This is a genomic window from Stenotrophomonas sp. YJH_SMC_12-1, assembly GCF_059370935.1.
In genome coordinates this window covers 583416-603920 of sequence record NZ_JCAFUD010000001.1, presented here as the reverse complement: position 1 = coordinate 603920, position 20505 = coordinate 583416, and the positions used below count along the sequence as shown (strand labels likewise).

The 20505-nt window shown below is 67.5% G+C and carries 19 protein-coding genes; 8 read left to right on the top strand and 11 right to left on the bottom strand.

Translation table 11 applies throughout. The features are described 5' to 3' along the window. Positions 1 to 14 precede the first annotated feature (14 nt). Positions 15 to 1010 carry an alpha/beta fold hydrolase gene (locus AC5P8Y_RS02795; RefSeq protein ID WP_049404533.1) on the bottom strand — a complete coding sequence of 332 codons (996 nt, stop codon included), beginning with the start codon at positions 1008 to 1010 and terminating at the stop codon, positions 15 to 17. Between the two features lie 217 nt (positions 1011 to 1227). Continuing rightward, positions 1228 to 2610 carry an L-serine ammonia-lyase gene (locus tag AC5P8Y_RS02790; protein ID WP_005410675.1) on the bottom strand — a complete coding sequence of 461 codons (1383 nt, stop codon included), beginning with the start codon at positions 2608 to 2610 and terminating at the stop codon, positions 1228 to 1230. Between the two features lie 100 nt (positions 2611 to 2710). Between AC5P8Y_RS02790 and AC5P8Y_RS02785 the strand changes: the two genes are divergently transcribed. Continuing rightward, on the top strand, positions 2711 to 2941 hold the full coding sequence (locus AC5P8Y_RS02785; RefSeq protein ID WP_032966073.1) for a glutaredoxin family protein: 231 nt from the start codon (positions 2711 to 2713) through the stop codon (positions 2939 to 2941). A 71-nt stretch (positions 2942 to 3012) separates the two neighbouring features. On the opposite strand, the gene AC5P8Y_RS02780 is transcribed toward AC5P8Y_RS02785, so the two are convergent. From AC5P8Y_RS02780 to AC5P8Y_RS02770, 3 genes are read right to left on the bottom strand one after another with little or no spacing between them, the layout of a single operon-like run. Then, the gene (locus AC5P8Y_RS02780) at positions 3013 to 3585 is read right to left on the bottom strand and encodes a YceI family protein (RefSeq protein ID WP_005414145.1); all 573 of its coding nucleotides are present in this window, start codon (positions 3583 to 3585) and stop codon (positions 3013 to 3015) included. 3 nt (positions 3586 to 3588) lie between these two features. Beyond that, positions 3589 to 4161, bottom strand: coding sequence for a cytochrome b (locus AC5P8Y_RS02775; RefSeq protein ID WP_005410672.1), 573 nt, complete (start codon positions 4159 to 4161; stop codon positions 3589 to 3591). A gap of 10 nt (positions 4162 to 4171) precedes the next feature. Then, a complete protein-coding gene (locus AC5P8Y_RS02770; protein ID WP_005414146.1) occupies positions 4172 to 4804 on the bottom strand; it encodes a YceI family protein in 633 nt (210 codons plus the stop codon). A 164-nt stretch (positions 4805 to 4968) separates the two neighbouring features. Here AC5P8Y_RS02770 and AC5P8Y_RS02765 point away from each other — a divergent pair, with 164 nt between their 5' ends. Beyond that, entirely contained in the window at positions 4969 to 8511 is a 3543-nt protein-coding gene (locus AC5P8Y_RS02765; protein ID WP_033835393.1) for a sensor histidine kinase, read from the top strand. Between the two features lie 94 nt (positions 8512 to 8605). After that, the gene (locus AC5P8Y_RS02760; protein ID WP_495201835.1) at positions 8606 to 12133 is read left to right on the top strand and encodes a hybrid sensor histidine kinase/response regulator; all 3528 of its coding nucleotides are present in this window, start codon (positions 8606 to 8608) and stop codon (positions 12131 to 12133) included. Positions 12134 to 12676: 543 nt separating this feature from the next. Here the strand turns inward: AC5P8Y_RS02760 and mdtD are convergent. From mdtD to AC5P8Y_RS02735, 5 genes are all read right to left on the bottom strand, one after another. After that, on the bottom strand, positions 12677 to 14086 hold the full coding sequence (gene mdtD / locus AC5P8Y_RS02755) for a multidrug transporter subunit MdtD (protein WP_010482759.1): 1410 nt from the start codon (positions 14084 to 14086) through the stop codon (positions 12677 to 12679). 92 nt (positions 14087 to 14178) lie between these two features. Continuing rightward, a complete protein-coding gene (gene hemE, locus AC5P8Y_RS02750) occupies positions 14179 to 15261 on the bottom strand; it encodes a uroporphyrinogen decarboxylase (RefSeq protein WP_012481016.1) in 1083 nt (360 codons plus the stop codon). A gap of 26 nt (positions 15262 to 15287) precedes the next feature. Next, entirely contained in the window at positions 15288 to 15527 is a 240-nt protein-coding gene (locus AC5P8Y_RS02745; protein ID WP_005410666.1) for a WGR domain-containing protein, read from the bottom strand. A gap of 101 nt (positions 15528 to 15628) precedes the next feature. Continuing rightward, positions 15629 to 16741 carry a 3-dehydroquinate synthase gene (gene aroB / locus AC5P8Y_RS02740; RefSeq protein WP_049431686.1) on the bottom strand — a complete coding sequence of 371 codons (1113 nt, stop codon included), beginning with the start codon at positions 16739 to 16741 and terminating at the stop codon, positions 15629 to 15631. Beyond that, positions 16738 to 17280, bottom strand: a complete 543-nt coding sequence (locus tag AC5P8Y_RS02735; protein WP_049431684.1) for a shikimate kinase — start codon at positions 17278 to 17280, stop codon at positions 16738 to 16740. Before AC5P8Y_RS02735 ends, aroB begins: the two co-directional genes overlap by 4 nt. Before the next feature lie 98 nt (positions 17281 to 17378). On the opposite strand from AC5P8Y_RS02735, the gene AC5P8Y_RS02730 reads away from it, so the two are divergent. Beyond that, positions 17379 to 17582 (top strand): dodecin family protein, encoded by a 204-nt coding sequence (locus AC5P8Y_RS02730; RefSeq protein WP_005410663.1) that lies wholly within the window; start codon positions 17379 to 17381, stop codon positions 17580 to 17582. A gap of 6 nt (positions 17583 to 17588) precedes the next feature. Here AC5P8Y_RS02730 and AC5P8Y_RS02725 read toward each other — a convergent pair whose 3' ends face one another. Next, positions 17589 to 18416 (bottom strand): kinase, encoded by an 828-nt coding sequence (locus AC5P8Y_RS02725; RefSeq protein WP_049431680.1) that lies wholly within the window; start codon positions 18414 to 18416, stop codon positions 17589 to 17591. Between the two features lie 40 nt (positions 18417 to 18456). Here AC5P8Y_RS02725 and pdxH point away from each other — a divergent pair, with 40 nt between their 5' ends. From pdxH to AC5P8Y_RS02705, 4 genes are all read left to right on the top strand, one after another. Continuing rightward, on the top strand, positions 18457 to 19056 hold the full coding sequence (gene pdxH / locus AC5P8Y_RS02720) for a pyridoxamine 5'-phosphate oxidase (RefSeq protein ID WP_033835389.1): 600 nt from the start codon (positions 18457 to 18459) through the stop codon (positions 19054 to 19056). Then, a complete protein-coding gene (gene aac(6')-Iz, locus AC5P8Y_RS02715; protein ID WP_071846310.1) occupies positions 19053 to 19514 on the top strand; it encodes an aminoglycoside N-acetyltransferase AAC(6')-Iz in 462 nt (153 codons plus the stop codon). Before pdxH ends, aac(6')-Iz begins: the two co-directional genes overlap by 4 nt. Beyond that, positions 19511 to 19870 (top strand): YqfO family protein, encoded by a 360-nt coding sequence (locus tag AC5P8Y_RS02710; protein WP_049431676.1) that lies wholly within the window; start codon positions 19511 to 19513, stop codon positions 19868 to 19870. The genes aac(6')-Iz and AC5P8Y_RS02710 overlap by 4 nt, the downstream gene beginning before the upstream one ends. A gap of 158 nt (positions 19871 to 20028) precedes the next feature. Then, positions 20029 to 20490, top strand: a complete 462-nt coding sequence (locus AC5P8Y_RS02705; RefSeq protein WP_049450979.1) for a DoxX family protein — start codon at positions 20029 to 20031, stop codon at positions 20488 to 20490. The last annotated feature ends 15 nt before the right edge of the window (positions 20491 to 20505 follow it).

Below are 20505 nucleotides of genomic sequence, written 5' to 3'. Positions count from 1 at the left end.
GGGAGGGCTGCCGTTCAATGCGCCTTCAATGCCTTCAGCAACGCCGCGTTGAACTGCTTCGGGTCCTGCACCTGTGGCGAATGGCCCAGTTCGGCGAACTCGATCAGCGTCGCGCCGGGAATCGCCGCGGCTGCCGCCTTCCCGAGCACCGGATAGTTGCCCAGCGTCGCCTTCACCGCTGGTGGCGCCAGGTCGCGACCGATCGCGGTGCGGTCCTTCTGGCCAATGAACAGCGTGGTCGGCACCTGAACATTCTTGAGTTCGTAGACCACCGGCTGGTTGAACACCATGTCCGAGGCCAGCGCCTGGCTCCATGCAACGGCCTGCTTGCCCTGGCCTTCGTACATGCCCGACTGCATCCGCGCCCACGGTTCATATGCCGGCTTCCATTTGCCGTCGTAGTACACATCCAGCTGGTAGCGGCGGATGCTGTCATAGCTGATGTTCATCTCGCCGGCGTACCACGCGTCCACGCTGCGCCAGGGAACACCCAGCGCCTTCCAGTCTTCCAGCCCGATCGGGTTGACCAGTGACAGGCTGCGCAGGTCCTGCGGGAACATCAGCGCGTAGCGCACCGCCAGCATGCCGCCCATCGAATGACCGACCAGGTGCACCGGGACATCACCCAGTTGCAGCTGTTGCAGCAGGGCATGGGTGTTGGCGGCCAACTGCGCGAACGAATACTGGTAACGCTCGGGCTTGCTGGATTTGCAGAAGCCCACCTGGTCCGGGGCGATCACCCGATAGCCGGCGGCAACCAGTGGCTTGATCGATTCCTTCCAGGTGGCGGCACAGAAGTTCTTGCCGTGCAGCAGCACCACCACGCCGATGGGTGCCTTCTTCGGCGCGATGTCGAGGTAGGCCATTTCCAGCGGCTGCCGCTGCGATTCCAGCGCGAAGGTCTTCACCGGATAGCCGTAGTCGAAACCCTCCAGCCGCGGCCCGTAAGTGGGCGCGGCCAGCGCAGGCAGTGGAAGGCAGGCAAGCAGGGCGGCAGCGATCACGCGCATGGGGCGGTCCTGGATAGGGGAGCCCCGAGCCTAGCCGGAACGCAGTGACGGTGTCGTCCGACCGGGCAAGGGCGACGAGGTAGAGTCGACTGGGTAGAGTCGACTGTTAGTCGACTACCTTCCCCACAACGAGCGAAAATCCCGCGCTGCGCGCGATAGTCGACCAACGGTCGACTCTACCTGTGGCTCGGCGCCATCGCGCCGGGACCGGTCGGCCTCAACACTCGATGACGTTCACCGCCAGGCCGCCACGGCTGGTTTCCTTGTACTTGTCCTGCATGTCACGGCCGGTATCGCGCATGGTCTTGATCACCTTGTCCAGCGACACCTTGTGCTTGCCGTCGCCACGCATCGCCATGCGTGAGGCGTTGATCGCCTTCACCGCGCCCATCGCATTGCGTTCGATGCAGGGGATCTGCACCAGCCCGCCGATCGGGTCACAGGTCAGGCCGAGGTTGTGTTCCATGCCGATTTCCGCGGCATTCTCGATCTGGCTCGGGTTGCCACCCAGCGCCGCGACCAGGCCACCGGCCGCCATCGAGCAGGCCACGCCCACTTCGCCCTGGCAGCCCACTTCGGCGCCGGAGATCGAGGCGTTTTCCTTGTACAGGATGCCGATCGCTGCCGAGGTCAGCAGGAAGTCGAATACGCGCTGTTCGTTGGCGCCGGGGCAGAAACGGTCGAAGTAATGCAGCACCGCCGGCAGCACGCCGGCAGCGCCGTTGGTCGGCGCCGTCACCACACGACCACCGGCGGCGTTTTCTTCGTTCACCGCCAGCGCATAGAGATTGACCCAGTCCAGCGTGGTCAGCGGATCGCGCATCGCTGCTTCCGGCTTCGACGACAGCTCGCGGTACAGCGCCGGCGCACGACGGCCCACCTTCAGGCCACCCGGCAGCACGCCTTCCTCGCGGATGCCGCGCGCCACGCACGACTGCATCGCACTCCAGATCTCGCGCAGATTGGCGCGGATCTCGTCTTCGCTGCGCCAGCACTTCTCGTTCTCGAACATCAGCTGGGCAATGCTCAGGCCGCTGCGCGCGGTCTGCGCCAGCAGCTCGTCGCCGCTCTTGAACGGGTAGGGCAGCGGGGTCTCGTCGGGCACGATGCGGTCATCGGCCGCATCATCCTGGTTGACCACGAAGCCGCCACCGACCGAGTAGTAATCGCGGGTGGCGATTACTTCATCCTCGGCGTTGTACGCGGTGAAGCGCATGCCGTTGGTGTGGTACGGCAGCTTCTGGCGCTTGTTCATGCCGAGGTCGCGCTTCTCGTCGAAGGCGATCTCGTGCTGGCCCATCAGCTGGATGCGCTTGCTGCTGCGGATACGCTCCAGGGTGGCCGGGATGATGTCCGGGTCGATCAGGTTCGGCCGCTGGCCTTCCAGGCCCAGCAGGATCGCCTTGTCGGTGCCATGGCCGCGGCCGGTCAGCGCCAGCGAGCCATAGACATCGGCGCGGATGCGCGCGACTTCGTTCAGGCGACCCGGGTCGAGCAGCCAGCGATGGATGAATCGCTCGGCGGCCTTCATCGGCCCGACGGTGTGCGAGGAGCTCGGGCCAATGCCGATCTTGAAAACGTCGAACGTGCTGACAGCCATGGTTGCCGTACTGCGGGTACCGGAGGAGACCGCTATTCTAGCGGTTCATGCCGAACTTCCATGGCTGCGGCGCAGCATTTCGGCAGAGGGAGCAAAACCGGTGTTGACCCTGTTCCAGCGCGATGACTGCCACCTGTGCGACATGGCCCTGGCCGAGCTGGCCAAGGCGCGGGCACCGGAGTTCGAATCGGTGTTCCTGGATGACCAGCCTGCGCTGGAAGCGCGCTACGGCGCGCGGGTGCCGGTGCTGCGCGACGAGACCGGTGGTCGTGAGCTGGACTGGCCGTTCGACGCCGCCACGGTCCAGGCCTGGCTGGCCGACGTTCGGTAGTGCCGGCCGTTGGCCGGCAACCCCGCGATGCCCGGTGATGCCGGCCAGCGGCCGGCACTACCAGGCGCGGTTTATTTCGCGTCGAACTTCACGATCGTGCTGATCGCGGTTTCGTCCGGGATGGTCTTGGTGTCGGCCCAGTCGCCGCCGCCGACGCCGAAGTCCAGGCGCTTGACCGTGGCCTTGCCGGTCAGCACCGGCTGGGTGCCCGGCTTCCAGGTGAAGGTGAGGGTGACCGGCTTGCTGACGCCTCGCAGTTCCAGTGTGCCATCGGCGGCGAACTGGTCATTGCCCACCGCGCGGAAGCCCTTGGCGGTGTAGCGTGCGGTGGCGAACTTGCCAACATTGAAGAAGTCGGCGGTCTGCAGGGTCGAGTCACGGTCGCTGTTGCCGCTCTTGGCGCCGGCCAGCGGGATCACCACGTCCAGCGAACCGGCGGCAGGATTGGCCGGGTCGAAGCTGAGCTTGGTGGCAAAGCCCGGGAAGCTGCCGGTAAACACTTCGCCGTCGTACTTGGTGGCGAACACCAGGATCGAGCCGGCGCCGGGCGCCTGTGCGTAGTCGGCGGCGAACACCGGGGTGGTGGCCAGCATGCCGGCCAGGGCGGCGGCCACGGCGGCCGGAGTGGTCAGTTTCAGGTTCATCGGTCAGTCCTTCTGAGGGGAGGCAAGCCAGCCGCGCGGCAACATGCGGGACAAGGTCGCATCGCGCTGGAACAGGTGGTGGTAGAAGGCAGCGCCGGCATGGGCCAGCACCACCGCGATCAAAAGCCAGAAGCCGTACTCGTGGATGGCATGCGATACCGCGACCACCTGCGGATCGGGACCGCTCAGCTTGGGCACGTCGACCAGGCCGAACCAGCGGAACGGGCGCAGGCCGCTGGCCGAGTCGTACAGCCAGCCCGACAGCGGGATGGCGAACATCAGCACGTAGAGCAGCACATGGGTGGCACTGGCGATGCGTTCCTGCCAGCTGGGCACGCCCGGCACCGGCTTGGGGGCACCGGCATACAGGCGCCAGCCGAGGCGGAAGAGCACGAGCGCCAGCACGGTGATGCCGATCGACTTGTGCGCGGTATAGACCCAGAAATACTTGGGGGTCTTGGGCAGTTCGCCCATGGTCAGGCCGACCACGCCCAGGGCGAGGATCAGCAATGCGATCAACCAATGCAGGATCTGGCTGACACTCCCCCAGGCGGCGGGGGTGTTCTTGGCGGTCATGAAGGGTCCTCTAGGGGGCCGTCTTGGGGTCGGAGTGTGGAACGGGAGCGGGAGTTCCCGGGGCGTCGCTGCGGTCGAGGGTGGCTTCAGCCTCGATCCTCAGCTGTACTGCATCACCGATGACGCCCGGCCAGGCGGTGATGCCGAACGCGCGCCGGCTCAGCGTGGTGCTGGCGGAAAAACCGGCGGTGCGTCGGAACGGGGGGAGGGGGTAGCGCTTGACGGCGTTGAGGGTCACGTCCAGCGTGATCTCCTGGCTGACCCCGCGCAGGGTCAGGGTGCCGATCACGCGGGCGCGCTTGGCATCGATCGGTTCGACCCGGCTGGAGACGAAATGTGCCTTCGGGAAACGCTCGCCATCCAGAAGGCTGCGGGCCAGCGTGGCCTGGTTCCATTTGGCGTCACCAAGGTCCAATCGCGACACGGGGACTTCGACGTCCAACGTGGCTTCGCGCCAGTTGTCGGGATCGAACTGCAGCCGGCCCTCACTGCCGGAGACCGTGCCCATCGCCTGCGAGTAGCCCGCGTGGTCGATGCTGAACAGCACACGCGTGTGCACCGGATCGAGGCGATAGGTATCTGCATCCGCCCAGGCGGGAGCGGTGGCGAGCAGCATCGGCAGCAGGGCCAGGCAGGGACGCATCGATGGCGGGCTCCGGAAGGGGGACGCTGTGATCATACGCACAGGCCCCTGCCAAGGATGCGTGCATGGCTGCAACAGTTCGTGGTGGTCCTGCCCCGGCAACAGGCTGTTGCAGCCATGACCCCGGCCCTGTGTGACAATCGGGACAGGACAGGGGGTTCAGGATGACGAGCAGCTGGCGCCTGTGGTGCCTGGGCATCGCGGCAACGGGGCTGCTGCTGTTGGCGTCTGCCACGGCGGCTGCAGCCCTGGACATGGCAGAAACACCACGCCTGCGGCGCTTCGGTGCCGCCGAAGGCATGCCTTCGCGCATGGTGCTGGCGCTGGCCGAGGACCGCCAGGGCCATGTCTGGGCCGCAACCGATGGCGGTCTGGTGCGCTACGACGGCAGCTCGCTGCGGGTCTGGGAACATGACCCGGAACAGCCCGGTTCGTTGCCCGGCAACGAGATCGAGACCCTGCTGGTCGATCCGCTGGACCGTGTGTGGGTGGGCATCAATGGCAAGGGCGTGGCCCGCCTGGATGCCGACCGCGAGCGGTTCAAGACCTTCGATGCGGTCAATGGTCCGTGCCTGGGCCAGTTCTGGACGCTGGCCTACGCCGGGGATGCGTTGTGGATCGGCACCAGCAGCCAGGGTATCTGCCGGTTCGGGGAGGACGGCAGCCTGCGCTTCTTCAAGCACGACCCGGCCCGTGCCGACGGCCTGCCCAGCAACACCATCTACAGCAGCCTGGTCGATGCGCGGGGGCGCCTGTGGATCGGTACCGAGGCCGGCGTCGCACGCTGGAATGGCCGTGACTTCGAGCCCGTGGCACCGCACGCGCTGGGCGCATTGAGCGTGCTGCGGATGAGCCGCGATCCGGATGGCTCGATCTGGGTCGGCAGCCAGAACGATGGCCTGTACCGCATCGATGCGCAGGACCGGGTCAGTCGTCCGCGCTGGAGCGACAGCGCCGGCCTGCGCTCGGCGCTGGTGCTGGCCGATCGCCAGGGCGGCTACTGGGCGGGCACGTCCGATGGCCTGCTGCGTGGCGACGCAAGTGCGCTATGGCGGCTCGACGGCGACCGCGGCAGTGGTTTCCTCACTGCACAGAGCGGTGTGCTCGATCTGCTGCAGGACCATGAAGGCGGATTGTGGGTCGCCCTGCTGACCCAGGGACTGGCCTACCTCCCGCCGGACTGGCGCCGCTTCTCGATCTGGAACCAGCTCGATGGCAAGCCGCTGGACAGCCAGTACCTGCTGGGCGCGGCCAGTGATGGCCAGAACTACTACGTGGGTTCGGCGCACGGCGTGTATCAGCTGGACGCGCACGGCACGTTGCGCCTGCTGGCCAGCGACCGCGAGATCGGCAGCGGTGCGGTGTGGTCGGTACTGCCGCGGTCGGACGGGCGCCTGTGGCTGGGGCGTGCCGGCCGCATCAGCGTGTATGACCCGGCCACCCGCGCGCTGCACGACTGGCACATCGGTGGAGGCGCCGATCTGCGCCAGCGCATCGACCTGATGCGGCAGGCACCCGATGGCACGGTCTGGCTTTCGGTGATGAACCTGGGCCTGCAGCAGCGCAGTGCGGAGGGCCGGGTGCTGCGCAGCTATCCTCTCGACGATTTCCGCAAGGCGGCCGACTCACCCATCGAGCAGATCCGCTTCGATGCCCATGGCAAGGCGTGGGTGATGGGCGACATGGGCATCTGGCGTGAGCAGGCCGGTCGCTTCGAAGCGGTGCCGGGGGTCTCGCGCGGGCTGATCTACGACCTGGTGTGGGTAGATCCGCAGCAGTTGTGGCTGGCCCGCCAGGGCGCGCTGGAGCGCTACCAGTGGGATGGCATGAGCCTGCGCCTGATCCAGCGCATTGATGGAAGCGCCGGTGTGCCGCCGGTCAGCATGGGCGGCCTGGCATTGGCCGACAATGGCCGGGTGTGGGCGACCACGCCGCGCGGCCTGCTGCGCTGGGACCCGAAAGTCCGGCGCCTGCAGTTGTTCAATGAACGCGATGGCCTGTCCGATGCCGAGTTCACCAGCCGGCCGCCAGCGGTGAATGCCGATGGTCGCGTGCTGGCCGTTGCCCAGACCGGCCTGGTTGCATTCGACGTGAATGCCGACGACGTGGTGCTGCCCGGGTCGTCGCTGGTGATTGCCGAGGTGCGCGTGCGCCGCGACGATGCACGCGGCTGGCAGCCGCTGCCGAACACCGGCACCCTGCTGCTGGGACCGGATGATCGCGACCTGCAGATCGATGCACGGTTGTTGTCGTATGCCAATCCCCAGGGCAACCGCTACCGCTTCCGGGTACGCGGGTATGACCAGAACTGGGTGGAGCAGGGCGGCGACGGCCAGCGCACGCTGTCGCGACTGCCGACCGGCAGCTACGTCATCGAAGTGCAGGCGGCCACCGCCAATGGTGCATGGACGCCTTCGCAGCAGCTGCAGGTGAAGGTGCTGCCACCCTGGTGGCGCAGCGGCATGGCGATCTTCGGCTACATCCTGATCGGTTCGCTGCTGCTGCTCGTCCTGGTCTGGTCGATCCGTGCGCGCCTGCGCCGTCGCCAGCAATGGCAACTGACCGTGCACAAGCAGGAGCTGGCCGAACAGGCCTCGCAGGCCAAGAGCCGGTTCCTGGCCACGCTGGGGCATGAAGTGCGCACGCCGATGACCGGCGTGCTTGGCATGAGCGAGTTGCTGCTGGCCACACCGCTGGACCCGGTGCAGCGTAGCTATGCCGGCTCCATCCAGCAGGCCGGCAGCCATCTGCTGCGGTTGGTCAACGATGCGCTGGACCTCGCGCGCATCGAAGCCGGTCGACTGGAGCTGGATCTGCGTCCGTTCGACCTGGCCGGACTGCTCGACCAGGTGCAGGCGCTGATGCAGCCCATGGCGAAACAGCGCAAGCTGGATTTCCAGCGTGGCGACGATCCGCCCGGCCCGATCAGCGTCAGTGGCGACGAGATGCGCGTGCGGCAGATCCTGCTCAACCTGCTGGGCAATGCCATCAAGTTCACCGAGCGCGGTCATGTCGGCCTGGCCGTGCACCTGGAAGAGAACGGCGGCGGTCTCTGCTTCGAAGTGCACGACAGTGGTCCGGGTATCAATGCCGAGCAGCAGGAGCGGCTGTTCCACCGATTCGAACAGGCGGAGGGGCCGCGCACGGCCTCGCGCTATGGTGGAAGCGGGCTGGGCCTGGCGATCTGCCAGGAGCTGGCCGTGGCGATGGGCGGGCGCATCGAAGTGGACAGCCAGCCAGGCAAGGGCGCGCGTTTCCGGGTGCGGTTGCCGCTGCCCTGGACCCGGCAGGCAGCCGCCACGGGCGAAGCGCCGGCACTGCCGATGCTGCCGCCACTGCGCATCCTGCTGGTGGAGGACGATGCCACCGTGGCCGAGGTCATCGCCGGCCTGCTGCGCAGCCGCGGCCATGAGGTGGTGCATGTGCTGCATGGCCTGGGGGCTTTGTCGGAGATCGCTACCGACGGCTTCGATGTCGGCCTGCTCGATCTCGACCTGCCTGCGCTGGACGGCACTGCGATCGCCCGCCAGCTGCGCACCCTGGGCTACGAACTGCCACTGGTGGCGGTGACCGCCCGCTCCGATGCGTATGCCGAATCGCAGGTGCTCGCTGCCGGTTTCGATGGTTTCCTGCGCAAGCCGGTGACCGGCGACATGCTGGTGGCAGCGATCATCCAGGCTCGCGCCAAACGACAGACCACACCTTGAAAACGTCGACGCCGGGCGTGAACGGCGCGACTTTCGGTTTACCATGCCGACGCCCGCGGCGCGGGAATCATCAGGCAGCGTGAGGAGGCAATCGGTGGTGTATCTGCGGGCGGCAATGCTGCTGCTGATCCTCCTGTGCGGCCTGTCACCCGCTGCCGCGCAGCCGGTGCCACCGAGCCCGCGCCAGGTGACGGTATTCGACGGCCTGCCGTCCAATACCGTCAACCGCATGGCCGAAGACCGCTATGGCTACCTGTGGATCGCCACCAACGACGGCCTGGCCCGTTACGACGGGCGCAACTACCGGATCTGGCGTTCTGAGGATGGCCTGCGCGACAACCGCATCTGGACGGTCCTGGTCGATGCGCGCAACCAGCTCTGGATCGGGACCGAGAACGCGGGCCTGGTACGGATGTCGGCCGACCGCCGCCAGCTGCATTTCTACGACCGCAGCAGCCAGCCGTTGATGGGGACCAACACGGTCTGGAGCCTGGCGACCACGCCGGACGGTGCGATCTGGTTCGGGACCCACGAAGGTGGGCTGTACCGGCTGGACAGCCAGGACCGCCTGCAGCGTTTCCTGCCCGAGGCCAACAATCCCCGCAGCCTGCCTGCCGCCTCGGTGCCGTACCTGGCTACGCTGGCCGATGGCAGCCTGTGGGTCGGCACCAAGCATGGCGTGGCGCGCTGGACCGGCACCGACTTCGAGCGGGTCGGCACCGACGTCATTCCCAGCCTGCTGATCAATGGGTTGACCAGCGAACCCGATGGCAGCCTGTGGATCAGCACGATGGCCGGCGCCACGGTGCGTCGCCCCGACGGGCGTTTTGAATCGCCGCCCTGGAAACTGCCGCCGGGCGAGCAGGTGCTCGGCATGATGCTGCGCGATGAACAGGGCGGGCATTGGTTGGATACCCGTACCGGGCTTGGTCGGGCCGTGGATGGGCAGTACCAGACCGTTCCGCTGTACAGCGCCGTTGCGCGCGGGCCGGTGCGGCCGAACTGGACGGGCGCCTACGAGGACCGCGAAGGCGGCATCTGGTTGGCCAGTACCAATGCCGGCCTGTGGCACCTGCTGCCGCGCTGGTGGCAGTTCTCGGTGCTGTCGCGATTGGAGGACGACACCGGTTCGCTGCGCAATGCCTTCGTGCTCGGCACCAGCCCTTCCAGCAATGGCGGCATCTGGACGGTCGGCAGCCACGGCGCGCTGGACCGGTTCGATCCCAGGACCGGCAAGATCGAGCAGCACCGCACCTGGGTCAATGGCATGTACTGGCTGTCCTCGGTACGCGAGGATCGCCGTGGCCAGGTCTGGATCGGCTCGACCGATGCGTTGCTGCGCTATGACCCGAAGCGACGTGAGCTACGTCGCTGGGGCCGTGATGCCGGGGCCGACGCGACCATGGAAGGGGTCATCGAGTCGATGATGACCTGTGACGGCGACAGTCTATGGTTGATGTTGCCTGCAGGCCTGCAGCAGCGTGACCTCGACGGTCGCCTGCGCCGCCAGCTGGAAAACGGCCAGCGCGGCCTGCAGCAGGGCCAGCTCAACCTGGATGTGGAATGCGGGCCGCAGGACCACATCTGGCTGGCCAGTAGCCGTGGCCTGCTGCAGTGGCTGCCGGAAAGCGAGCGCTTCCAGCCGGTGCCGGGCGCGCCGGCGACCGCGATCCATGCGTTGCACGTGGGCCGCGATGGCCAGGTCTGGCTGTCGGAGGATGGCTGCCTGTCGCGCTACCGCTGGAGCCAGGGGCGGCTTGAACGGCAGGCCGTGGTCGGCGCGGAGCAGGGTTACCCGGCGATCTCCGCTTCCGGGCTGGTGGTCGACGCACAGGGGGTGGCCTGGGCCACCAGCGCGCGCGGCCTGGTCCGGGTTGGCGCCGACGGCCAGAGCGTGCGCCTGTACGGCGTCCACGACGGCCTGCCCAGCCAGGAGTTCCGCGAGCACACGTTGACGATGTCCGGCGATGGCCATCTGGTGGCCGGTACCCCGGCCGGCGTGGTGGTGTTCGACCCGGAACAGGTGCGGCCGTCGGTGCGGCGGGCGCCGTTGGTGATCGAACGGGTCGAAGTCCGCCGCAACGAGCAGGTACTCGACCTGACCCACGACACGCCCTTGCAGATTGCCGATGGTGACCGTGACCTGCGCATCGTCGCGCGACTGTTGTCATTCGCCGATTCGGCCTCCAACAGCTACCGCTACCGCCTGGCCGGCTACGACCCCGATTGGGTGGAAGTGGGGCCGGCCGGTGAGCGCCTGTTTTCGCGCCTGCCGCCGGGCAGCTACCGCCTGGAGGTACAGGCGCGCTCGGCCGACCATGTCTGGTCGCGGGTGCAGAGCCTGGAATTCCGTGTACAGCCACCGTGGTGGCGCAGCCTGTCCGGGCTGCTGGTGCTGGCCTCGATCGCGCTTCTGCTGACCAGTTGGTTTGCCTGGTTGTATCGCCGTCGCCTGCAGCGGCGCCATGCCTATCAGCTGGCACTGCATAAACAGGAACTGGCCGAACAGGCCTCGGCGGCCAAGACCCGCTTCCTGGCCAATCTCGGCCACGAAATCCGCACGCCGATGACCGGTGTGCTCGGCATGAGCGAACTGCTGCTGGCCTCGCCGCTGGACCCGCAGCAGCGCGGCTACACGCAGTCGATCCGGCACGCCGGCGAACACCTGCTTCACCTGGTCAACGATGCACTGGACCTGGCACGGATCGAATCCGGACGGCTGGAACTGCAGTCCAAGCCGTTCGCGCTGAGCTGCCTGCTGCAGGACCTGGCCGCGCTGATGGGACCGCTGGCAGCGCAGAAGGGCCTGCGCTTCACCCTCGACAACCAGTTGCCGCCGGGCCTGCAGGCGACCGGCGATGCGATGCGGGTAAGGCAGATCCTGCTCAACCTGCTCTCCAACGCGGTCAAGTTCACCAGCCGCGGAACCATCACCCTGCATGCGCGCAGCGACGGCGAGCTGCGCGCGTTGCATTTCGAAGTGCGCGACACCGGGCCGGGCATCAGCCAGGAACAGCAGCAGCGCCTGTTCCGCCGCTTCGAGCAGGCCGATGGCGCCCGCACCGCGGCGCAGTACGGCGGCAGCGGCCTGGGCCTGGCGATCTGCCGCGAACTGGCGCAGGCGATGCAGGGGCGTATCCAGGTGGAGAGCCAGCTCGGCCGCGGCACGTGTTTTGGCGTGACCCTGCCGTTGCCGCTGGTGGTCGATGCCAATGCAGAGTCCGAGGGCGAAGTGCACCGCGAGGATGCGGCCAACATGCCGCCATTGCGCGTGCTGCTGGTCGAGGATGATGCAACCGTGGCTGATGTGGTGCGCGGGCTGTTGAGTGCGCGCGGCCATGAAGTGGTGCATGCGGGCCATGCGCTGGCGGCACTGCGCGAGATCAGCGCAGGGGATTTCGACGTCGGCCTGCTGGATCTGGACCTGCCGGGCCTGAGCGGCTTCGAGCTGGCCCAGCACCTGCGCAACCAGGGCTACATGCTGCCACTGCTCGCCGTGACGGCACGGACCGATCCGGACCTTCAGCAGCAGGTGGAAGCGGCCGGCATCGGTGGTTTCCTGCGCAAGCCGGTGACCGGTGAACTGCTGGTGGAAGCGATCGCCAGGGCGATGGGCAGGTAGGGTTTATTGCAGGGCTTGCAGCCCTGCACCTGCTGCAAGCCGGAGCAACAGCAACAGCCGAAGCAAAAGCTGGCGTCCTGTGGGATGGCGGGGTGGATCCGGTTGCGGGAGACGCCGTGAACCCATCCATGGGGGCTTGGCCGCGGCATCCATGCCGCGGACACTCCCGCAACCGGACCCACCCCGCCTTCGACAGTTTTCCGCGATCTGTCGGAGCACAGGGTCGGATCCCGTTGCTGCGCAACGGGCTCTGACCCCAATCTGGAATTCGAGATCTGACAGATGTGTCGACCAAGGTCGACACCTACCAACAACCGCGCGTTCCAACAGTCGCTGTTACCCACAGCCGCGTGAACCTGTCAGAGGTGGGGCGGTGTGGGCTTGCAGGACCGTTGGCGCCATGGATGGCGCCATCGAGCCCCCAGGGATGGGTTTACGGCGTGTGCTGCAAGCCCACACCGCCCCGCCAACCCACGGAATGCTCGCTGTTGCTGTTGCTTCGGCTTCTGCGGGTACAGGGCCGCAGGCCCTGCCGAAGCACCCTCACTCCGCAACGTGTTCGACCTGCCGTGGCTCCGGCTTGGTATCGGGCAGCTGCCAGAAGATCATCGTCGAGGTCAGGGTGATCGCGCCCACGCACAGGAACGTGGCATGCAGCGCGGCGGTGGCGCTGTTGCTGTCCAGGTGGTTGCCGAACGCGGCCAGCAGGCTGCCGGCCGCAGCAGCACCAAAGCCGGCGGCGAGCATCATCACCATCGACAGCAGGCTGTTGCCGGAACTGGCGAACTCACGGTCCAGATCGCGCAGGGTCACGGTGTTCATCACGGTGAACTGCAGCGAATTGACCGCGCCGAAGAACGCAAGCTGCAACAGGCGCCAGGCCAGGTGCTGGCCGGGTGTCATCAGGATGAAGCTGGCCATCGCCAGGCCCACCAGCACGGTGTTGACCATCAGCACGCGGCGGTAGCCGTAGCGCTCCACCAGCTTCACCGCCAGTTTCTTTGAGACCATGCCGGCGGCTGCCACCGGCACCATCATCAGGCCGGCGTTCATCGGGCCCAGGCCCAGGCCGACCTGCAGCAGCAACGGGATCAGCATCGGCATGGCGCTGCTGCCGATGCGCGAGAAAAGATTGCCGAGAATGCCGATGCGGTAGCTGGGTACGCGGAACAGCGCCAGCGAGAACAACGGCGCCGTCGAATTGGCAGCGTGCAGCCAGTAACCCACCAGCGCCGCCAGCCCTGCAACGGTCATCAGCATCACCAACGCGTGTGGCGTGCCCAGTCCGGAGATGCCGTCCAGTGCCAGTGACAGCACCACCATCGCGAAGGCCAGCATGATGTAGCCACGCAGGTCGAAACGGGTGCGATGGCTGGCGTAGTGGTCGGGCATGATCTTCATCGCGGCGATGAATCCGATCACGCCGATCGGCAGGTTGATCAGGAACACCCAGTGCCACGAGGCGATCTCCACCAGCCAGCCGCCCAGCGTGGGGCCGATCAGCGGGCCGACCAGGGCCGGGATGGCGATGAAGCTCATCGCGCGCAGGAAATCCTCGCGCGGCACTGATCGCATCACTGCCAGCCGGCCGACCGGCAGCAGCATTGCGCCGCCGATGCCCTGCAGCACGCGCGCACCGACCAGCTGGTGCAGGTGCTGGGCCAGCGCGCAGGCCAGCGAGCCGAGGGTGAACAGAATGATCGCCACCAGGAAGGTGCGACGGGTGCCGTAGCGGTCAGCGATCCAGCCCGAGGCGGGAATGAAGGTGGCCACCGCCAGCGCGTAGCTGAACACCACCGACTGCATCTGCAGCGGGCTTTCGCCCAGGCTGGCCGCCATCGCCGGCAATGCCGTGTTGACGATGGTCGAGTCCAGCATCTGCATGAAGATCGCCAAGGACACCAGCCACAGCAGGGGGCGCTGGCGGTTGTAGGTCGATGGCGATGTGGACATGGGGTGCGGCCGGTGCAGCGTGGGGGATGCCATGATCGCGCACTGTGGGTCACGGCGCGATCAACATCGCGCCGCAACCGTATGCCGAATGCTCAGCGCTGGCTGTGCGCGTGCACCGCGTCGACCAGCACCTGCACGTGGGCCGGGTCCATGTCCGGCGACATGCCGTGGCCGAGGTTGAACACATGGCCCTCGCGCGAACCGCCGTTGCCGGCGGCGTAGGTGTCGAGCACCCGCGCTGCGGCTGCGGCGATCGCATCCGGCGAGGCGTACAGCGTGGTCGGGTCGAGGTTGCCCTGCAGCGCGACGCGGCCACCGGTGCGGCGCATCGCCTCGTCCAGGTCCAGCGTCCAGTCCAGGCCCAGTGCATCGGCGCCGGTCTGCGACAGCGCTTCCAGGTGCAGGCCGGTACCCTTGCCGAACAGGATCAGCGGCGTGCGCTCGCTGCCTTCGCCGCGCTCCAGGCCCTCGGCGATGCGCTGCAGGTAGCGCAGCGAGAACTCGCGGTACATGGCCGGCGACAGCACGCCGCCCCAGGTGTCGAACACCTGCAGCGCCTGCGCACCGGCCGCGCGCTGCGCGCCCAGGTACGCAATCACCGCGTCGGTGGTGACCTCCAGCAGGCGGTGCAGGGCCTGCGGATGGTTCAGCGCCATTGCCTTGATGCGCGCGAAATCCTTGCTGCCGCCGCCTTCCACCATGTAGCAGGCCAGTGTCCAGGGGCTGCCGGAGAAGCCGATCAACGGTACCTGGCCGTCCAGCTCCCGACGGATCAGGCGCACTGCGTCCATCACATAGCCCAGGTCCTGCTCCATGTCCGGTACCGCCAGCCGGGCGATGGCCGCTTCGTCACGCACCGGATGGCGGAACTTCGGGCCTTCGCCTTCAACGAAGTACAGCTCCAGGCCCATCGCATCGGGAATGGTGAGGATGTCCGAGAACAGGATGGCTGCGTCCAACGGGAATCGGCGCAGCGGCTGCAGCGTGACTTCGCAGGCGATCTCCGGGTTCTTGGCCATGGCCAGGAAGCTGCCGGCCTTGGCCCGGGTTGCGCGGTACTCCGGCAGGTAGCGGCCGGCCTGGCGCATCAGCCAGACGGGGGTGCAGTCCACCGGTTCGCGGCGCAGGGCGCGCAGCAGGCGATCGTTGCGGAGAGGGCTGGTCACGATGGGCATTCCTTGGACGAAAGTTGGCAGCGGCGTCAGTCGCCGTGCGAGAGGATCTGGAAGCCGCGATGCAGTTCGGCATCGCGGGCCTTCTCGAAGGCATGACGGGCTTCGTCAGCCTGCAGGAACAGCTCGCGCCGCAGCTGCGAGCGGTTGCCGACGCGGCCGCTCTCGCGCAGCAGCTCCCAGCCGCCGAACAGGTCCGGCTGCAGGCTCAGGCGCAGGAAGCGCGGTGCCTGCGCACCGGCATCGGGATGTTGCAGGTAGACGTGCATGGGCCGATTGTAGCGGGGCCAGGGTGACCCCGGCCGCAACGCGGTCGTGCCGGCGGCTGGCGGGCTTCCTCGTTGCTGACGTTGCCGGCCAGCGGCCGGCACTACCGGGCCGACAGCACCTTCAGCACCGCCGCCTCACCTACGTCCGGCACCACTTCGGCGCGGCCCATGCCGCGCCACAGCACCAGGCGCAGACGGCCGGCCACATTCTTCTTGTCCAGCCGCATGCGGCCGAGCAGGGCCTGCGGGTCCAGCCCGGCCGGGATCGACACCGGCAGGCCGAGCCGTTCCAGCAGCGCCTGCAGGCGTGCGCGATCGGCATCGTCGGCCAGGCCCAGATCGGTGGACAGCTTCGCGGCCAGCACCATGCCCACCGCCACCGCCTCGCCGTGGTTCAGTGCATCGCGGCCCGGGGCCGAGTAGCCCTGCTCGGTCTCGATGGCATGGCCGAAGGTATGGCCGAGGTTGAGCAGGGCGCGCTCGCCCTTCTCGAACGGATCACGCTCGACGATGGCGGCCTTGTGCCGGCAGCTTCGCGCGATGGCTTCGGCCAGTACCGCATCGTCGCCGGCCAGCAGCGCATCGGCATGCTGCTGCAGCCATTCGAAGAACACGGCATCACCCAGCGCGCCGTACTTCACCACTTCGGCCAGGCCGGCACGCAGCTCGCGCGGCGGCAGGGTGGCCAGCACACGGGTATCGGCGATCACCGCGCGCGGCGGATGGAACGCGCCGACCAGGTTCTTGCCGGCCGGGATGTCGACCGCAGTCTTGCCGCCCACCGACGAATCGACCATCGCCAACAGGGTGGTCGGCAGCTGCACGCAGTCCACGCCGCGCATCCAGCAGGCCGCGGCGAAGCCGGCGAGATCACCGACCACGCCGCCGCCGAGGGCGAACACGCAGGCGTCGCGGGTGGCGCCAAGCGCGGCCAGCGCTTCGATCGCACGGCCGAATTCAGCCAGCGTCTTGGAGGCTTCGCCCGCGGCCAGCACATGCTCGCCGACGATCAGGTCGGGGCGTGCGGTCAGAAGGGTCTGCTTCACGGCATCCAGATAGCGCGGGGCCACTTCGCTGTCGCTGAGCAAAAGCACGTGGCGGCCACGCACATGCGAGGCCAGCGCGGTGCCGTCGGCCTGCGCACCGGCGCCGATGGTGATGGAGTAAGGGCGGTCGCCGCCGACGGCGACCTGCAGCAGGGCGGGGGAAGTCATGGGGTCAGGTCCTGGCGCTGCCATTGCGTGGCCAGCTTGACCACCAGGTGGGCGGTTGCGTCGGCAGCGGTGTACGGGTCGGTATCAAGGGTGATGTCGGCCAGTTCGCGGTACAGCGGGTCGCGGTGCGCGGCCAGATCGTGCAGCACCTGCTCACGATCCGGGCGCTGCAGCAGCGGCCTGCCTTTGTCGCGGGCCAGGCGTTCCAGCTGCGCGGTCACGCTGACCCGCAGGTAGACCACGAAGCCGCGCTGGGCGATCAACGCGCGGTTGCCAGGTTCCAGCACCGCGCCGCCACCGGTGGAGACCAGCTGGCCGCGACCTTCCAGCACGCGGGCAAGCGCCTCGCGTTCATGGCTGCGGAAGCCGGCTTCGCCGGAGTGCTCGAAAATGGTCGGGATGCTGGCGCCGGCGGCATCGACGATGGCCTGGTCGACATCGACGAAGTCCAGCGTGAAGCGCTCGGCCAGGCGGCGGCCGATGCAGGTTTTGCCGGCGCCCATCGGGCCGATCAGGATCAGGTTCGGAGCAGGATTCATGCCCTGTGATGCTAACACCTCCGTGCCCTGGCCTTTACGTTCTTCACGTCAGGGTAGGCGTTCCTGCGGGGTCTCCCGCGCCAGCCGGAGTACAGGCCATGACGGTCGCCAAGGTCATCGAAATCACCGCCTCCTCGCCGAAAAGCGTGGAGGACGCCGTGCGCAGCGGTCTGAAGAAGGTCTCCGAGACGGTCAAGGGCATCCAGGGCGCCTGGGTGAACGAGACCAAGGTGGTGACCAATGGCAGCGGCGAAATAACCGAATGGCGGGTCAACCTGCGGGTGACCTTCCTGGTGGAATAGGCGCGCTCAGCGCACGTCCTGCACCTGTCGCTGGCCGTCCAGCACCACCACGTGGTCGGCCAGGGCGGGCAGGGCATGCAGCGCCTGGCGGCTGACCCGCTCGTAGTACTGCACGAAGCGCTCCAGCTGTGGCCGGCTCATGCCGTGCCGGCCCGGCTGCGCGGCCTGCAGGTTCTGCTCCTGCTGCCAGCGCCAGCGCGGTACCACCGAGAAATCCGGCGGCTGCAGGAACCACAGGCGGTCGCAGCGCTGCCACAGCACCGGGTAGTCGCGGGCCAGCGCCTGGTTGCACCAGCGCCGCCAGCGACCATCGGCGTCGGCTTCGCGCTCCAGTGCGTTCAACGGGCTGTCCAGCGCGTCGTCATCCTGCGCGGGGGTGCCCAGGAACCAGCCTTCGAAGACCAGCAGGTCAAGCGGTCGTTGCAGCTGCGGCCAGTGCGCTTCGGGCAGGCGTTCATCGGCCAGCTTGTCGAAGCGAGGCATCGCGAAGGGCTGGCGTGTGGCCACGGCGTCCAGCACTGCATGGGCCAACGGCAGGTCATGGGTGCCCGGCGGGCCTCGGGTGATCAGCAGCGGGTGCACTTGGCGGGCCAGACGCTGCCGCTGTGCGCGGGTCAGGTAGACATCATCGATGGACAGCGTGGCGGCGTTCAGGCCGCGCGACTGGGCGCGCGCCACCACCTGCGCGGCCAGCGTCGATTTGCCGCTCCCCTGCAGGCCGCTGATCGCCAATACTGGAACCGCTGCAGCGTTGCCCAGTGCATCGTCCAGCACCTGTTCGGCCAATGTTTCGGGGAATCCTTTCACCTGGGGCATATACGCAGCAGCGGCCATGCAGCCACAATAGCCCAATCCGTGTGAGAAGAACGCAATCATGAGCGACCTGTACGCCGAAGCCCTGTCCACGTTTGCCGGCCTGTTCGAAGAAGCCAAACAGAGCCGCGAGGTCGAGCCGAACGCGATGACCGTGGCCACTGCCGATACGCACGGCCGTCCCTCGGCACGTACCGTGCTGCTGAAGGCGTTCGACGAGCGTGGTTTCGTGTTCTACACCCACATGGACAGCCACAAGGGCCAGGAACTGCAGGCCAATCCGCAGGCCGCGCTGTTGTTCCTGTGGCGCAGCCTGCGCGAGGCCGGTATCCAGGTGCGCATTGAAGGCCGTGTCGAGCAGGTTGCCGATGCCGAAGCCGATGCCTATTTCGCCAGCCGCCCGCGCATGAGCCAGATCGGCGCGTGGGCCTCGCAGCAGTCGAAGACGCTGGCAACGCGCGAGGAATTCGATGCGCGCGTGGCCGAGGTCGAAGCCCGCTTCGAGGGCAAGGATGTGCCGCGCCCGGAGGGCTGGAGTGGCCTGCGCGTGGTGCCTGACCGCATCGAGTTCTGGTACGGCGCGCAGTTCCGCCTGCACGAACGCTGGTGCTATGAAGCCGGCGCCGAAGGGCGCTGGAGCAAGCGCCTGCTGTACCCGTGATCGCCAGCGCGCCCACGATCCGCCAGGCCACGCCGGCCGATGCGGGCGCGTGGGCGCAGTTGCGTCTCGGCCTGTGGACTGATGCCGATGATCCGCTGGAGGAACTGACGCAGTCGCTGGCAGATGCCGAAGGTGCTGTGTTCTTGGCCTGTGCGGCGGATGGCGAGGCGGTTGGTTTCGCTGAAGTGCGCCTGCGCCATGACTACGTGAACGGCACCGAGTCTTCGCCGGTGGGGTTCCTGGAGGGCTGGTGCGTGCAGCCGCAGTGGCAAGGCCGCGGCGTCGGCCGCGCCCTGCTGACGGCGGTGCAGGCGTGGACGCGCGATGCGGGCTGCCGCGAACTGGCCTCGGACAGTCGCGTGGAAGACGTGCAGGCTCACGCCGCGCATCGGGCCTGCGGCTTCGAAGAGACCGAACGGGTCGTCTATTTCCGCATGCCGCTGGAGCCATCGGCGTGAATCGCGTGGCGCTGTACCGCGTGGTGGTGTTCGTGCCGTCGGCAGCACTGGGCGCTGTGAAGCAGGGCATCCTGGCGGTGGATGCGTTGGCGGCCGGCGACTACGAGCACGGTATGTGGTGGTCGGCGCCGGGGTTCGAACAGTTCCGCCCGCGCGTGGGTGCGTCGCCCGTGCAGGGTGAGGCGGGGCGCACCGAAGTGGTCGACAGCGTACGCCTGGAATTCTGCCTGCCGCGAGATCCGCAGCGGCTGCAGCGCATCTTCGAACAGGGCATCGTGCCGCATCATCCGTGGCAGGTGCCGGTGGTGCAGGTGGAGGAAATCGAGCTTCTGCTGGCCGACGCACGCCTTTTGTAGAGTCGAGCCCTGCTCGGCTGCTGCTCCGACGCATGAGGCAGTCGAGCAGGGCTCGACTCCACAAGAGCAGGCTGTCGCAAATGGACCGGATTGCTTCATCTGCGAGCAGGCCCATAACCGGCACACTCCGATGGATGATCTCGACTTCCGGAGTTGCCATGCCCTCCTGGCGTTGCCTGTTTGCGGTGCCGCCGCCGCGTCACGGCGTGGAAGCGTTCCTGCTGTTGATCGCCCGCATCGTCGCCGGGGTGATGTTCTGCGTGTCCGGCTGGAACAAGGTGTTCACCGATGCGGGCCGCGAACGCATGGTGCATACGCTGGTTGATGCGGGGATCCCGTTCCCGGTGTTCAGTGCGCCGGTGCTCGGCGGCATTGAATGGATTGCGGGCGGCCTGCTGGTGCTGGGCCTGCTCAGCCGGCCTTCGGCCCTGCTGCTGGCGGGGATCTGTGCGGTGGCAGCGCTGACCGATGGCATCGCGCGCATTCCTGCGGGACTGAGCGTGCCGGATTGGTTGAGCTGGTTCTTCTACCTGAGCGAAGTGCCGCTGGGTGTGTTGCTGTTGTGGATTGCCGCAGTGGGGAGTGGACGGTTCGCGATCGAAGCGCGTTGGGCGCGCTGATTGCACTTTATTCCG

Excerpts from the sequence above, each read along its gene's own strand:
- aroB (WP_049431686.1), bottom strand. The coding sequence starts at position 16,741 with ATGACTTCCCCCGCCCTGCTGCAGGTCGCCGTCGGCGGCGACCGCCCT.
- AC5P8Y_RS02775 (WP_005410672.1), bottom strand. The coding sequence starts at position 4,161 with ATGACCGCCAAGAACACCCCCGCCGCCTGGGGGAGTGTCAGCCAGATC.
- pdxH (WP_033835389.1), top strand. The coding sequence starts at position 18,457 with ATGAGCGACCTGTACGCCGAAGCCCTGTCCACGTTTGCCGGCCTGTTC.
- AC5P8Y_RS02735 (WP_049431684.1), bottom strand. The coding sequence starts at position 17,280 with ATGAATCCTGCTCCGAACCTGATCCTGATCGGCCCGATGGGCGCCGGC.
- AC5P8Y_RS02745 (WP_005410666.1), bottom strand. The coding sequence starts at position 15,527 with ATGCACGTCTACCTGCAACATCCCGATGCCGGTGCGCAGGCACCGCGC.
- hemE (WP_012481016.1), bottom strand. The coding sequence starts at position 15,261 with ATGCCCATCGTGACCAGCCCTCTCCGCAACGATCGCCTGCTGCGCGCC.
- AC5P8Y_RS02790 (WP_005410675.1), bottom strand. The coding sequence starts at position 2,610 with ATGGCTGTCAGCACGTTCGACGTTTTCAAGATCGGCATTGGCCCGAGC.
- AC5P8Y_RS02705 (WP_049450979.1), top strand. The coding sequence starts at position 20,029 with ATGCCCTCCTGGCGTTGCCTGTTTGCGGTGCCGCCGCCGCGTCACGGC.
- AC5P8Y_RS02780 (WP_005414145.1), bottom strand. The coding sequence starts at position 3,585 with ATGAACCTGAAACTGACCACTCCGGCCGCCGTGGCCGCCGCCCTGGCC.
- AC5P8Y_RS02730 (WP_005410663.1), top strand. The coding sequence starts at position 17,379 with ATGACGGTCGCCAAGGTCATCGAAATCACCGCCTCCTCGCCGAAAAGC.
- mdtD (WP_010482759.1), bottom strand. The coding sequence starts at position 14,086 with ATGTCCACATCGCCATCGACCTACAACCGCCAGCGCCCCCTGCTGTGG.
- AC5P8Y_RS02770 (WP_005414146.1), bottom strand. The coding sequence starts at position 4,804 with ATGCGTCCCTGCCTGGCCCTGCTGCCGATGCTGCTCGCCACCGCTCCC.
- AC5P8Y_RS02725 (WP_049431680.1), bottom strand. The coding sequence starts at position 18,416 with ATGGCCGCTGCTGCGTATATGCCCCAGGTGAAAGGATTCCCCGAAACA.
- AC5P8Y_RS02795 (WP_049404533.1), bottom strand. The coding sequence starts at position 1,010 with ATGCGCGTGATCGCTGCCGCCCTGCTTGCCTGCCTTCCACTGCCTGCG.
- AC5P8Y_RS02765 (WP_033835393.1), top strand. The coding sequence starts at position 4,969 with ATGACGAGCAGCTGGCGCCTGTGGTGCCTGGGCATCGCGGCAACGGGG.